Consider the following 13,165-nt stretch of genomic DNA (forward strand, 5'->3'; position numbering starts at 1 on the left):
CCGGCGAACACCATGCGCAGTCCGCGACGTCACAGGGTCCACCATCGCGCACTCGGCGCTGCATTGCTGGCCGCGCTCGCGAGTCCGGCGCTTGCGATCGAAGCGACCGTGCCCGGCGCCGGCGGCAGCGCCGATCCGGCCACCGAACTCGATCGCGTCACCGTCACCGGCGACATCGCCTACCGCGACCGCAGCGATGCGACCGCGCCGACCCTGAGCTACGGCCTGGACTATTTCCAGCGCTTCGAACCGCTGACCGTCGGCGACATGCTCAAGCGCGTGCCGAGCGTGGGTTTCGTGTCCGACGTGCTCGAATTCGACGGCGCGCGCCTGCGCGGCCTGGACCCGGGCTACACCCAGATCCTGATCAACGGCAAGAAAGTGCCCGGCGCCGGCGGCGACCGTTCGTTCTATGTCGACCGCATCCCGGCCGAACTGGTCGAACGCATCGAAATCATCCGCAGCCCGAGCGCGAACCGTTCCGGCGACGCGGTGGCCGGCGCGCTCAACATCGTGCTGCGCGACGCTTATCAATTCGACGGCGGCTATCTGCGCGCCGGCGCGGCGTATTTCGACGACGGCGAGGTCAAGCCGGTGTTCGGCGCGGTCGGCAGCGGCGATGTCGCCGGCGGCCGCCTGCTCGGCGGCATCAACGTGCAGGGCCGTCACAACCCCAAGCGCAAGCGCAGCGATCGCTTCGACGCCCCTGGCGGCGATTTCGTCGACCGCGAAGACCAGAGCGACGTGCGCGACGGCACCGACTACTCCGGCAACCTGTCCTACAGCCGTCAGATCGGCACCGGCAAGCTGAGCCTGGACGGTTTCTATGTGCGTACCGACCGCACCGAGACCGAGCATTCGCTGGAGTACAACGATCCGACCGGTCGCGCGCGCGACCATCTGCTGTCGGTCAACGACCAGAACGTCGACATCAAGCAGCGCAACGCCACGCTCAATGCGAGCTATGCCTTCGACATGGCCGGCGGCCGCAGCGAGATCGACCTGGGCTATGCGCGTTTCGACGACAGGCGCTTCGACACCGAGCAGGAGATCGGCTACGACGACGATGACACGCCGCCCTCGTTCGACGGTTTCGAAGGCACGCGCGTCCTCGGCGACACCCGCGACAGCGAGCTGAGCTTCAAGCTCGCGCACACGCGTGCGATGGGCGGGGCGAAGATGGAATTCGGCGTGGACGGGCTGGACAAGCGCCGCAAGACCTCATTGCGCACCAGCGAGGTCGAAGCCGAGGACGAGGGCGAGCCGTTGCCGGCCTACGAGGAGTTCGACCGCCAGAGCAGCCGGATCGAGGAGCGCCGCATCGATCCGTACCTGATGTTCTCCGGCAAGCACGAACGCATCGACTGGGAAACCGGCCTGCGTTACGAGACCACGCGTTCGAAGATCGTCAGCGCCGCCGAAGCAGGCGACGACAGCCGCCGCGACCAGAAGGATTACGGCCTGCTGCTGCCGTCGGCGCATCTGCGCTACAACCTGACCGAGCAGGACCGGCTCAGCGCATCGCTAGCGCGCACCGTGCGCCGGCCGAATTTCGATCAATTGCTGCCGCTGACCTTGGAAGAGGAATACGGCGACAACGATTTCCTCGGCAATCCCGCGCTGCGGCCGGAAACCGCGTGGGGCCTGGACCTGGGCTACGAGCGCAGGCTCGGCAAGCGCGGCGTGGTCGGGATCAACCTGTTCTACCGCAAAGTGCGCGACCTCATCGAAATCGTCGGCACCGGCCGGCCGAGCGCGACCGCGCTGGACGATCACGACGACGCGGTCGAGGAGTTCCTCGATGAGCATCCGGACGCCGGCCCGGGCACGCCGGGCTATCCGGTCTTGGACCCGGACAGCTTCGTGTTCACCGCCGCCAACGTCGGCGATGCCCGTGTCTACGGCGCCGAATTCGACCTGTCCACACCGCTGACCGCGCTGGGCCTGCCCGACACCGGCGTGTTCCTCAATTACTCGTGGCTGGACAGCGAAGTCGACGACGACTTCGGCCAACGCCGTTTCAACAACCAGCCCAGTTCGGTGCTCAACGTCGGTTTTATCCAGGACCTGCCGTCGCTGGGGATGTCGTTCGGTGCGAGCTACCGGCGCCAGGGCGACGCCTATGCCCGCGTGCTCGGCGAGGAGGTGTCGACTCATTACGGCGCCGATCTGGAGGCCTTCGTCGAGAAACGCTTCGGCTCGCGGGTGGCGGTGCGATTGACCGGTTCGAATCTGTTGAACGCTTCGAAGGATGAGGCGTTCCACAAGTTCAATACCTTGGCCGATCAGGTGGATCGCGAGTACGACGAGTATGAGCGGGAAAGCGAGAAGGCTGGGCGGGTTTATCAGGTGGTTATGCGGTATGCGTTTTGAGGGATGAGAGGTTGAGGGTTGAGAGGTTGAGGGCTTGAGGCTGACCAGCTGACGGACTGACGGACTGACGGACTGACGGACTGACGGACTGACGGAGGCATCGTCCTCCATCGACCTGCTTGTTCAATCCCACCCGCTATCCCAGTTCGTCATTCCCGCGAACGCGGGCTGTGCTTTACTTCGGCGAAGCCGAACATCCAGCGCCTTTCGTGCAAGCCGCGTCAAAGTCACTGGATTCCCGCGTTCGCGGGAATGGCGGTCTTGGGGGTACGCGGGTGGCCGAAGCCAATCAGGCGGCATGCGAGGATCGGCGCGAATCAATCAATCGCCATCCCATCCCATCCCATCCCATCCCATCCGCTCGATTGCGACACAGCCTCACCCACCCGTCATCCCCGCGAAGGCGGGGATCCAGAGACTTCAGAGTCATGTCGCGGTGAAGCCCTGGATCCCCGCCTTCGCGGGGATGACGGCCTCAAGCCGGCGTTATGAACTGAGCGCACACCTCGGAGCCGGCATAAGCTGGGCTGTCAAACTCACACGCTTACGCCCTTCTCGCCCTTACTCCGTACGTCCTAACGCCCGCAGCCCCAGGCCCTCACGCCGGAACCAGATTCGCATACGCCAACACCAGCCACTTGCTGCCGACATCGTCGAAGTTCACCTGCACCCGCGCATGCGCGCCGCTGCCTTCGTAATCGGTGACCGTGCCGGTGCCGAAACTCGCATGACGCACCTGCGCGCCGAGCTTGACCGGTGGCGCTTCGATCGCCGCATGGCCGCGGTTGAGGCCGCCGCCGTCGCGACGCCCTGAGTTGTTGTACATCGGCCGCGACACCTGCACCTTCGGCCGCACTTCGTGCAGCAACTGGCTCGGAATCTCGCGCAGGAAGCGCGACGGCGAACCGTAGGTCTCCATGCCGTGAATGCGCCGGGTTTCGGCGTAACTGAGCACCAATTTCTCGCGCGCGCGGGTGATGCCGACATAGGCCAGGCGCCGCTCCTCCTCCAGCCGGCCGGATTCCTCGGTCGAACGGCTGCTCGGAAACAGCCCCTCTTCCAGGCCGCCGAGGAACACCAGCGGAAACTCCAGGCCCTTGGCGCTGTGCAAGGTCATCAGCTGCACGCCGTCCTCGCCGGCCTGGGCCTGGCCTTCGCCGGCCTCGAGCGCGGCGTAGCTGAGGAAGGCGATCAGTTCCGGCATCGCCGCGGCTTCGTCTTCGTCGCTGCGGCTGAAGCGCGAGGCGACCGAGACCAGTTCGTCGAGGTTGTCGGTGCGCGAATCGAGCTGGCCGCGCGACTCGTTGGCGTAGTGATCGCGCAAGCCCGAGCGCTGCAGCACGTGGTCGATCTTCTCCGGCAGCGGCATGTCGACGACATCGCCTTCCAGCGCTTCGATCAAGGCCATGAACCCGGCCAGCGCATTGCGCGCGCGCGCGGCGAGCACGTTCTCGGCCGCCACCAGCCGCACCGCATCCCACAGCGACACCGCCTCGGCTCGCGCGCGTTTGCGCACTTCGTCCAGGGTGCGGTCGCCGATGCCGCGCGTGGGCGTGTTGACCGCGCGTTCGAACGCGGCATCGTCGGCGCGATTGGTCAGCAGGCGCAGATAGGCCAGGGTGTCCTTGATTTCGGCGCGCTCGAAGAAGCGCTGGCCGCCGTACACGCGGTACGGCACCTGCTCGGACAACAAGGCTTCTTCGTAGGCGCGCGACTGCGCGTTGCTGCGGTAGAGGATCGCCACGTCGCCGTAGCTGCCGCCATCGCGTACCCACTGGCGCAGGCGCTCGATCACGAACCGCGCCTCGTCCATCTCGTTGTAGGCCGCGTACAGATCGATCGGCTCGCCGTGGCCGGTGTCGGTCCACAGTTTCTTGCCCAGGCGGTCGGGGTTGTGGGCGATGACCGCGTTGGCCGCGTCGAGGATGTTGGCGCTGGAGCGGTAGTTCTGCTCCAGGCGGATGGTCTGCGCGCCGGGGAAATCGCGCAGGAATTTCTGCACGTTCTCGACCTTGGCGCCGCGCCAGCCGTAGATCGCCTGGTCGTCGTCGCCGACCACGAACACATGGCCGGTGTCGCCGGCGAGCACGCGCACGAAGGCGTACTGGATCGCGTTGGTGTCCTGGAATTCGTCGACCAGGATCTCGCGGAAACGGGTGCGGTAATGGGTCAGCAGCGCCGGGTTGTCGCGCAGCAATTCATGCGCGCGCAGCAGCAGCTCAGCGAAATCGACCAGGCCGGCGCGCTCGCAGCGCTCCTGGTAGGCCTCGTAGCAGCGCAGCATCACGTCGGCCCAGTCGTCGTTGGCCGGCTGGATATTGCGCGGACGCCGGCCCTCGTCCTTCTGCGCGTTGATCCACCAGGCGATCTGGCGCGGCGGGAAGCGGGTTTCGTCCAGTTCCAGCGCCTGCACTACGCGCTTGACCAGGCGCAGCTGGTCGTCGCTGTCGAGCACCTGGAAGCCTTCGGGCAGCTTGGCCTCCTGCCAGTGCAGGCGCAGCAGGCGGTGGGCCAGGCCGTGGAAGGTGCCGATCCACATGCCGCGCGCGCCGCGCGGCAGCTGCGCGTCGACGCGCGCGCGCATCTCGCCGGCGGCCTTGTTCGTAAACGTCACCGCCAGGATGCCGTGGTTGGGCACGCCGAAGACTTCGTTGAGCCAGGCGATGCGGTGGGTCAGCACGCGGGTCTTGCCGCTGCCGGCGCCGGCGAGGACCAGATAATGGCCGGCGGGCGCCGAAACGGCTTCGCGCTGGGCCGGGTTGAGTGCGTCGAGCAGGTGCGATACGTCCATCGCCCCATTGTACCGGCGATGCCGCGGGAACCTTCCCGTCCGATGGAGTTCCAATGCCGATCATGTCCGTCCGCGCCGCATCCTTGCTGAGTTTGCTCGTTTGCGCCGGCGCCGCGGCGCCGGTGAATGCGTCAGCGGCCGAGTCCGCCGCGCCGATCGCGGCGGCGCAATTCGCAAATGCGGCCGCCGATCGAGCCGATTCGAACGCCGAATGGACGATCCGCGCCGGCGACACCCGCCTGCGGGTGCGCATCGAGAACCCGCCCGACGCCGCGCGCGTCGCGTTATTGCGCCGCTGGATCGAGGAATGCGCGAACGCCGCGCTGACCTCCTCGGGCCGCTTCCCGCTGCGCGACGCGCTGGTGCGCATCCGCCTGGTGCCACGGCGCGGCCGCGATTCCAGCCCGGTGCCGTGGGGTCAGACCCGCCGCAACGACGGCGTCTCGGTGCTGCTGTACGTGCGCGACGACGCGACCTATCCGGAACTGCGCGACGACTGGACCGCCGTGCACGAGCTCTCGCACCTGATGCACCCCTACCTCGGCGACGACGGCCGCTGGCTGGCCGAGGGCCTGGCCAGCTATTACCAGAACGTGTCGCGCGCGCGCGCCGGCCTGCTCGACGGCGACGAGGCGTGGCGGCGGATCGAAGCCGGTTTCCAGCGCGGGCGCCAGGTCGGCGCGGGCGCGCGCATGGACCAGATCGGCCGCAACCGCGGCAGCACCATGCGCGTGTACTGGGCCGGCGCGGCGTTCTGGCTCGACGCCGACCTCGCGCTGCGCCGCGAACAGCGCACCGACCTGGACCGCGTGCTCGCCGCGTACGCACGCTGCTGCCTCGACGACGACGCGAGCATGGAACCGGAAGATTTCGTCGCCGCGCTCGATCGCGCCGGCGGCAACGGCGTGCTCGCCCGTTTGTACCGGCGCTACGCCGCGATGCAGGACTTCCCCTCGCAGGACGAGGCCTATCGCGCGCTGGGCCTGCAACGCGCGGACAACGGCGCGCTGCGTTTCTCCGCCCAGCCCGAGGCCGTGCGGCTGCGCCGCGCGATCATGGCGCCGCGGACGCTCAAGCCCGCCGACTAACGCTAGCCGCCACGCAGCGATCCCGCAGTTCGCCGATCAATCCCCATCCGCACAAACGAACGAGCCCGAGGCACAGGCCCCGGGCTCGTTGCTACGTGCAACTTCGTCGATCCGACCGCGGACGCGGGTCGCAACCCGCGTCACGCTCGCCGCCGCAACCTCAGTGCGCGCCCTTGGCCGGCTTCGCCACCGTGGTGCTCATCAGCTTGTCGGTCCAGGCGATGCCGATCGCCGAGATGATGAACAGGAAGTGGATCAGCGACTGCCACATCACGCCTTCGGAGGTCAGCTCCGAGCAGCGCGCGGTCGCGTTGGCGACGCCGTTCGCGGTGGCCTGGGCCGCCGCCTGCGCCGCGGTGAACGCATCGGGCGTACCGCACAGCGGCAGGCCGAGGTTGCCGGCGCCGATGAAGGTCTTGAGCAGGTGGATCGAGGAGATGCCGATGATCGCCATCGCCAGCTTGACCTTGAGCACGCTGGCATTGACGTGGCTGAGCCACTCGGGCTGATCGGGATGGCCTTCCAGGCGCAGGCGCGAGACGAAGGTCTCGTAGCCGCCGACGATCACCATCATCAGCAGATTGGAGATCATGACCACGTCGATCAGGCCCAGCACGATCAGCATGATGCCCTGCTCGGTCAGGGTCGTCGCATCCTGGACGAGATGCACCAGTTCCTTGATGAACTGGAACACGTAGACGCCCTGGGCGACGATCAGGCCCAGGTACAACGGCAGTTGCAGCCAGCGCGAACTGAAGATCAGGGCCGGCAGGGGGTTGAGTCGGTTGATCTTGGGATCGGTCATGCGGAACTCGTGAATGTGAAGACGGTACAGGCGGCCAAGAGTAGCCGCCCGGGGGTGACATCGCCACGTCGGGGCCACCCGAGGGTTCATCTGCGCGGCGGTTTTCTGCTCGCGCGTTACCCGTTCAAAGCCGGCGCAAAGCCCGCTGCGGCGCGGTTTGCGGCACACGCCATTCCATCGGCGCGGCGGCGGCGCGCGGACGCGCGCACTTACACTCCAGGCTTTCTCCGCGGAGCATCTCCCATGATCGACCTGCATTACTGGCCCACGCCCAACGGCCACAAGATCACCTTGTTCCTGGAAGAGGCCAATCAGGCCGGCGCGGCGCTGGCGTATTCGATCAAGCCGGTCGATATCGGCGCGGGCGATCAGTTCAAGCCCGACTTCCTGGCGATTTCGCCGAACAACCGCATGCCCGCGATCGTCGACCATGCGCCGTCGGATGGCGGCGCGGCGGTGAGCGTTTTCGAATCCGGCGCGATCTTGCAGTATCTGGCGGCCAAGACCGGCCGTTTCTCGCCCGGCGACGTGCGCGGCCAGGTCGAAGTCAACGAATGGCTGTTCTGGCAGGTCGGCGGTTACGGCCCGATGCTCGGACAGAACCACCATTTCACCCGCTATGCGCCCGAGCAGGTGCCGTACGCGATCGAGCGTTATCAGCGCGAAACCGAGCGCCTGTACGGCGTGCTCGACCGCCGCCTGGCCGGGCGCGAGTTCATCGCCGCCGATACACTCAGCATCGCCGATTTCGCCTGCCACCCCTGGGCCCACGAACACGCATGGCACCATGTCGACCTCGCCCGCTATCCCAACGTGCAGCGCTGGCACGACGAGCTGGCCGCGCGCCCGGCCTTCCAGCGGGCCTACGAAATGGGCAAGGTGTACCGCGCCGACAAGACCATGACCGACGAAATGCGCCGCCACCTGTTCGGCTCGCCGGCGCAGCCCACCTGATGCCTCACCCGCAGCACGTCCCGGACCGATCGCCCTGATGAAGACCACCCGCCGCCTTGCCTTGTGCCTGCTCGCCATGTCGCTGACCACTCCCGCCTTCGCTGCTCCGGCTACGGCCACCACCACTCCCGGCGCCGGCGGCCTGACGCTCGAAGCGCTCACCGGCGACGCGCCGCTGTCCGGTACCAGCCTGGTCAAGCCGAAGATCGCGCCGGACGGCAGCCGGGTCGGTTTCCTGCGCGGCAAGGCCCGCGACAAGAACCGACTGGACTTGTGGGCCTACGACATCGCCAGCGGCAAGACCACGCTGCTGGTCGATTCCGACGACGTGCTGCCCGGCGCGGAAGTGCTCAGCGATGCCGAGAAGGCGCGTCGCGAACGCCAGCGCATCGCTGCGCTGTCGGGCATCGTCGATTACCAGTGGTCGCCCGACGGCAAGCGCCTGCTGTTCCCGCTCGGCGGCGAGCTGTACCTGTACGACCTGGCCAAGACCGGCAAGGCCGCGGTGCGCAAGCTTACGAACGGTGAAGGCTTCGCCACCGATCCCAAGCTGTCGCCCAAGGGCGGGTTCGTCAGCTTCGTGCGCGACCGCAACCTGTGGGTGATCGACCTGGCCGACGGCAAGGCGACCCAGCTCACGAAGGACGGCAGCGACACCATCGGCAACGGCGTGGCCGAATTCGTCGCCGACGAAGAGATGGACCGCCACACCGGTTACTGGTGGGCACCCGACGATTCGGCGATCGCGTTCGCGCGCATCGACGAATCGCCGGTACCGGTGCAAAAGCGCTACGAGGTGTATCCCGATCGCACCGACGTGGTCGAGCAGCGCTATCCGGCCGCGGGCGACGCCAACGTGCGCGTGCGTCTGCTGGTAGCGCGCGTCGGCGCGCAGGCTGCCGCGCCGAGCGAGATCGATCTGGGCAAGGAACAAGACATCTACCTGGCGCGCGTGGATTGGCGCGACGCCGACCGCGTGACCTTCCAGCGCCAGTCGCGCGACCAGCACAAACTGGAATTGATCGAAGCCGACCTGCGCAGCGGCGAGCAACGCACGCTGATCACCGAAACCTCCAAGACCTGGGTGCCGCTGCACAACGATCTGCGTTTCCTCAAGGACGACCGGATCCTGTGGAACAGCGAGCGCAGCGGTTACGAGCACCTGTACCTGCTCTCGGCCGACGGCAAGCAGGCGCAGGCGCTGACCTCGGGCGAGTGGCCGGTGGACAGCGTGCTCGCGGTCGATGAAGACGCCGGCCAGGTGTACTTCGCCGCGGGCAAGGATTCGCCGCTGGATTCGCAGGTGTATCGGGTGGCGTTGAGCGGCGGCGCGATCGAGCGCATCTCCAAGGCCGACGGTTATCACAGCCCGAGCTTCGCCCTCAACGGCAGCGTGTTCGTCGATGCCTGGTCGAACCCGACCACGCCGCCGCAACTGGAGCTGTATCGCAACGACGGCACCCGCATCGCCGCGCTGATCGCCAACGATCTCGACGATGCCAAGCACCCGTTCGCGCCGTACCGCGCCGCGCAGCGGCCGATCGAATACGGCGAAATCAAGGCCGCCGACGGCAAGACCGCGCTGCACTACAGCCTGATCAAGCCCAGCGGATTCGATGCGGGCAAGCGCTATCCGGTGGTGGTCAACGTGTACGGCGGCCCGGCCTCGCAGACGGTCAAGCGGGTGTGGGCGCCGGATTTCAATCAGTACCTGGCGCAGCACGGCTATGTGGTGTTCTCGGTCGACAACCGCGGCACGCCGCGGCGCGGCGCGGCGTTCGGCGGCGCGTTGTACCGCAAGCAGGGCACGGTGGAAGTCGCCGATCAGCTCAAGGGCGTGGAGTGGCTGAAGTCGCAGCCGTGGGTCGATGGCGACAAGATCGGCGTGTACGGGTGGTCGAACGGCGGTTACATGACCTTGATGCTGTTGGCGAAGGCGAGCGACGCCTACGCCTGCGGCGTCGCCGGCGCGCCGGTCACCGACTGGGGCCTGTACGACAGCCACTACACCGAACGCTACATGGGCCTGCCCAAGAGCAATCCCGACGGCTATCGCGAAGGCCGCGTGCTCGAGCATCTGGACGGATTGACCTCCAAGCTGCTGCTGATCCACGGCATGGCCGACGACAACGTGCTGTTCACCAACTCCACCGTGCTGATGAGCGCCTTGCAGCAGCGCGGGCAGCCGTTCGAACTGATGACCTATCCCGGTGCGAAGCATGGGTTGCGCGGGCGCGACAATCTGCATCGGTTTCGCTTGACCGAGGATTTCTTCGATCGGTGTCTGAAGCGCTGAGGTCGCTCGCGGCCCTCACCCCGGCCCTCTCCCGCAAGCGGGAGAGGGGCTAAAACCACCGCATTCTGCTTGTCTCCCTCTCCCGCTTGCGGGAGAGGGCTGGGGTGAGGGCCGCGTCCCCTTCATCCACCCACATGACCTTCGGCGCTTGGCCCCGACCGCCGCGAAGCCGATGCTGGAGCCCTTCACTCCACCCGGGTCACCTCATGAAGCCGCTCGTTCTCGCCGTCGCCCTGGCGCTGTCCGCGCCCGTCCTGGTCCTGTCCGCCGCGCCTGCACACGCCGGGGATGCGGCGAAATCCGACACCAAGGCCAAGGCGCCCGCCGCCAAACCGTCGCCGGCCTGGGTCGAAACGAGCAACCGCTACACCCAGATCCTGATCAAGGCCCAGGCCGATTTCGCCCCGGAAGGCTTCTCCTTCTTCGGCATTCCCGGCTACGACGACAAGGTCACCGACCTCAAGCCGCAGGTGAACCAGCGCTTCCGCGCCGCCATGGCCAAGGCCAAGGCCGAACTGCACGAGAAGCTGCAGGTCGAACGCGATCCCAACGTGCGCCAGGACCTGGAAATCCTGATCGGCGCGATCGACGACAACGTCGAAGGCAACGAACTCAACGAACGCCTGATGCTGCCGTGGTTCGACGCGCCGCAGACGGTGTTCTCCGGCATCAACGGTCTGCTCTCCGATCAGACCCCGCCCGAACGCCGCACCCAGGCGCTCGCGCGCCTGCAGGCCTATGTCGGCATGACCCCGGGCAGCGAACCGCTGACCACCCTCGCCCGCCAGCGCTACGAAGAACGCCTGGCCGCCGATTCCAGCCTGCTGCAGCCGACCAAGCTCGAAGTCGACCAGGCCCTGGGCAACGTCGACACCTACGTCGCCGGCATCCGCAAGCTGTTCGACAAGTACAAGATCCAGGGCGCCGAACCGGCGCTCAAGGCGATGGAAACCCAGCTGCGCGAGTACGGCCAGTGGACCCGCAGCGCGGTGCTGCCCAAGGCGCGCAGCGACGCGCGCCTGCCGCCGGAGCTGTACGCGTATCAACTCAAGCAGTACGGCATCGACATCGATCCGCAGTTGCTGATGCGCCGCGCCCAGGTCGAGTTCATGGAAACCCGCGCGGCGATGCGCCAGCTCGCGCCGCTGGTCGCCAAAGCCAAGGGCCTGAAGATCGCCGATCCGCACGATTACGTCGCGGTGATCCGCGCGCTCAAGCAGGACACCATCCCCAACGACCAGCTCGAACCGCGCTACCGCAAGGTCATCGACGCGATCGATCCGATCATCCGCAAGGAACAGATCGTCGACGTGCCGCAGCGGCCGATGGTGATGCGCCTGGGCAGCGACGCCGAATCGGCCTCGCAGCCGGCGCCGCATTTCCTGCCCGCGCCGCTGGTCGGCAACACCGGCCAACAAGGCCAGTTCGTGCTGCCGGTGGCGGTGCCCAATCCGTCCGGCAAGACCCTGCACTACGACGACTTCAACTACGAATCGGCGGCGTGGACGCTGTCGGCGCACGAAGGCCGCCCGGGCCACGAACTGCAGTTCACCGCGATGATCGAGCGCGGCATTTCGCTGGCGCGTTCGATGTTCGCGTTCAACTCGGTCAACGTCGAAGGCTGGGCGCTGTACGCCGAAGCCGAGATGGTGCCGTACGAGCCGCTCGACGGGCAGCTGATCGCATTGCAGTTCCGCCTGCTGCGCGCCTCGCGCGCGATGCTCGACCCGATGCTCAACCTCGGCCTGACCGATCGCGCGAGCGCCGGCAAGCTGCTGCAGGAGCAGGTCGGTTTCTCCGAGGCGATGACCAAGCAGGAACTCGATCGCTACATGTTCAACGCCCCGGGCCAGGCCGGCAGTTACTTCTACGGCTACAGCCGCATCCTGGAGCTGCGCATGCAGACCGAGCTGGCTACCGGCGATCGCTTCGACCGTTTGAAGTTCAACAATTTCCTGCTCGATCAGGGCTTGTTGCCACCGGCGCTGTTGGCCAAGGCGGCGCAGGAAAACTTCGTGCCGGCGCAGAACAAGGGCAAGCGCTGATCTTGCGCTGATCGGCAATCGGAACGCCTTGTTCCGATTGCGCGGGCAAGCTGAAATCGCCCTTGCCGTTGCCGTTGCTTCGGCTCGGCTCACGCTGGAAGACACGCAGTCCATCCAGCGCCGCGAGGCCTGAACTCGCGTTAGCAACAGCACACCCGGAGGGCGGCGCACATGGATGTGCGCCGTGCGCCACCGAGACAGGATGTCTCGTGTGGCGCATGCCTGCGTCAGCTCCGCACGCGCGGGCTCTTGATTCACAAAAAAGCGTTTTTCTTTGGTTACCTTTCTTTTGTCGCTTTTGACAAAAGAAAGTAACTCGGCCGCTTGCGGACGAAAGCTGTTGATCTTGCCTTTGGCTTCAAAGGCTCTACAGCTTCAAAGCTCTAAAGCTTTAGGAGCTGCAAGCAGGATCAAAAGCTTCCGCCACTAAAGCGGCGGGTAACTTTCTTTTGTCCAGAGCCACAAAAGAAAGTCACCAAAGAAAAAGGCGTTCCTGTTTCGAATCAAAAGCCGCACGATCGATGCCGACGCGGGCATGCGCCACACGAGACATCCTGTCTCGGTGGCGCACGGCGCACATCCATGTGCGCCGCCCTCCGGGTGTGCTTTTGCTAACGCGAGTTACAGGCGTCGCAGCGCTGGAAGGTAGACGTGACTTCAGACACAAACAAAAGCCACATGGCCTACCTGTAGGAGCGGCGCGAGCCGCGACCGCGGCAACGCAACTACGACGCAGGCTGCGAGGTTTTGGCGATCGCGCGATCGCGACTCACGCCGCCGCGACAACGAAATCGCCTGCTTCAAACACACCGC

At 66.5% G+C, this 13,165-nt stretch carries 7 protein-coding genes; 5 read left to right on the forward strand and 2 right to left on the reverse strand.

The window, feature by feature from the left end; translation table 11 throughout:
* The first annotated feature begins 12 nt into the window (after positions 1-12).
* Positions 13-2,373, forward strand: coding sequence for a TonB-dependent receptor plug domain-containing protein (locus tag KME82_RS23845; RefSeq protein ID WP_215496231.1), 2,361 nt, complete (start codon positions 13-15; stop codon positions 2,371-2,373).
* Positions 2,374-2,971: 598 nt separating this feature from the next.
* On the opposite strand, the gene uvrD is transcribed toward KME82_RS23845, so the two are convergent.
* A complete protein-coding gene (gene uvrD, locus KME82_RS23850; RefSeq protein WP_215496232.1) occupies positions 2,972-5,164 on the reverse strand; it encodes a DNA helicase II in 2,193 nt (730 codons plus the stop codon).
* Between the two features lie 53 nt (positions 5,165-5,217).
* On the opposite strand from uvrD, the gene KME82_RS23855 reads away from it, so the two are divergent.
* Complete coding sequence (locus KME82_RS23855; protein ID WP_215496233.1) at positions 5,218-6,252, forward strand: hypothetical protein; 1,035 nt, start codon at positions 5,218-5,220, stop codon at positions 6,250-6,252.
* 160 nt (positions 6,253-6,412) lie between these two features.
* Here KME82_RS23855 and KME82_RS23860 read toward each other — a convergent pair whose 3' ends face one another.
* Complete coding sequence (locus tag KME82_RS23860; protein WP_215496234.1) at positions 6,413-7,057, reverse strand: TIGR00645 family protein; 645 nt, start codon at positions 7,055-7,057, stop codon at positions 6,413-6,415.
* Between the two features lie 243 nt (positions 7,058-7,300).
* Here KME82_RS23860 and KME82_RS23865 point away from each other — a divergent pair, with 243 nt between their 5' ends.
* The 3 genes from KME82_RS23865 to KME82_RS23875 all read left to right on the forward strand — a co-directional run bounded on the left by KME82_RS23865 (position 7,301) and on the right by KME82_RS23875 (position 12,352).
* Complete coding sequence (locus tag KME82_RS23865) at positions 7,301-8,011, forward strand: glutathione binding-like protein (protein WP_215496235.1); 711 nt, start codon at positions 7,301-7,303, stop codon at positions 8,009-8,011.
* A gap of 76 nt (positions 8,012-8,087) precedes the next feature.
* Entirely contained in the window at positions 8,088-10,307 is a 2,220-nt protein-coding gene (locus KME82_RS23870) for a S9 family peptidase (protein ID WP_215499187.1), read from the forward strand.
* Between the two features lie 206 nt (positions 10,308-10,513).
* The gene (locus tag KME82_RS23875) at positions 10,514-12,352 is read left to right on the forward strand and encodes a DUF885 domain-containing protein (protein ID WP_215496236.1); all 1,839 of its coding nucleotides are present in this window, start codon (positions 10,514-10,516) and stop codon (positions 12,350-12,352) included.
* The last annotated feature ends 813 nt before the right edge of the window (positions 12,353-13,165 follow it).

The sequence above is a fragment of the Lysobacter capsici genome, from assembly GCF_018732085.1.
Classification (GTDB): domain Bacteria; phylum Pseudomonadota; class Gammaproteobacteria; order Xanthomonadales; family Xanthomonadaceae; genus Lysobacter; species Lysobacter capsici_A.

What these genes read in the sequence shown, in the direction of transcription:
- KME82_RS23855 (WP_215496233.1), top strand. Translation starts at nt 5,218, where the DNA reads ATGCCGATCATGTCCGTCCGCGCCGCATCCTTGCTGAGTTTGCTCGTT.
- KME82_RS23860 (WP_215496234.1), bottom strand. Translation starts at nt 7,057, where the DNA reads ATGACCGATCCCAAGATCAACCGACTCAACCCCCTGCCGGCCCTGATC.
- KME82_RS23845 (WP_215496231.1), top strand. Translation starts at nt 13, where the DNA reads ATGCGCAGTCCGCGACGTCACAGGGTCCACCATCGCGCACTCGGCGCT.
- KME82_RS23870 (WP_215499187.1), top strand. Translation starts at nt 8,088, where the DNA reads ATGTCGCTGACCACTCCCGCCTTCGCTGCTCCGGCTACGGCCACCACC.
- KME82_RS23875 (WP_215496236.1), top strand. Translation starts at nt 10,514, where the DNA reads ATGAAGCCGCTCGTTCTCGCCGTCGCCCTGGCGCTGTCCGCGCCCGTC.
- uvrD (WP_215496232.1), bottom strand. Translation starts at nt 5,164, where the DNA reads ATGGACGTATCGCACCTGCTCGACGCACTCAACCCGGCCCAGCGCGAA.
- KME82_RS23865 (WP_215496235.1), top strand. Translation starts at nt 7,301, where the DNA reads ATGATCGACCTGCATTACTGGCCCACGCCCAACGGCCACAAGATCACC.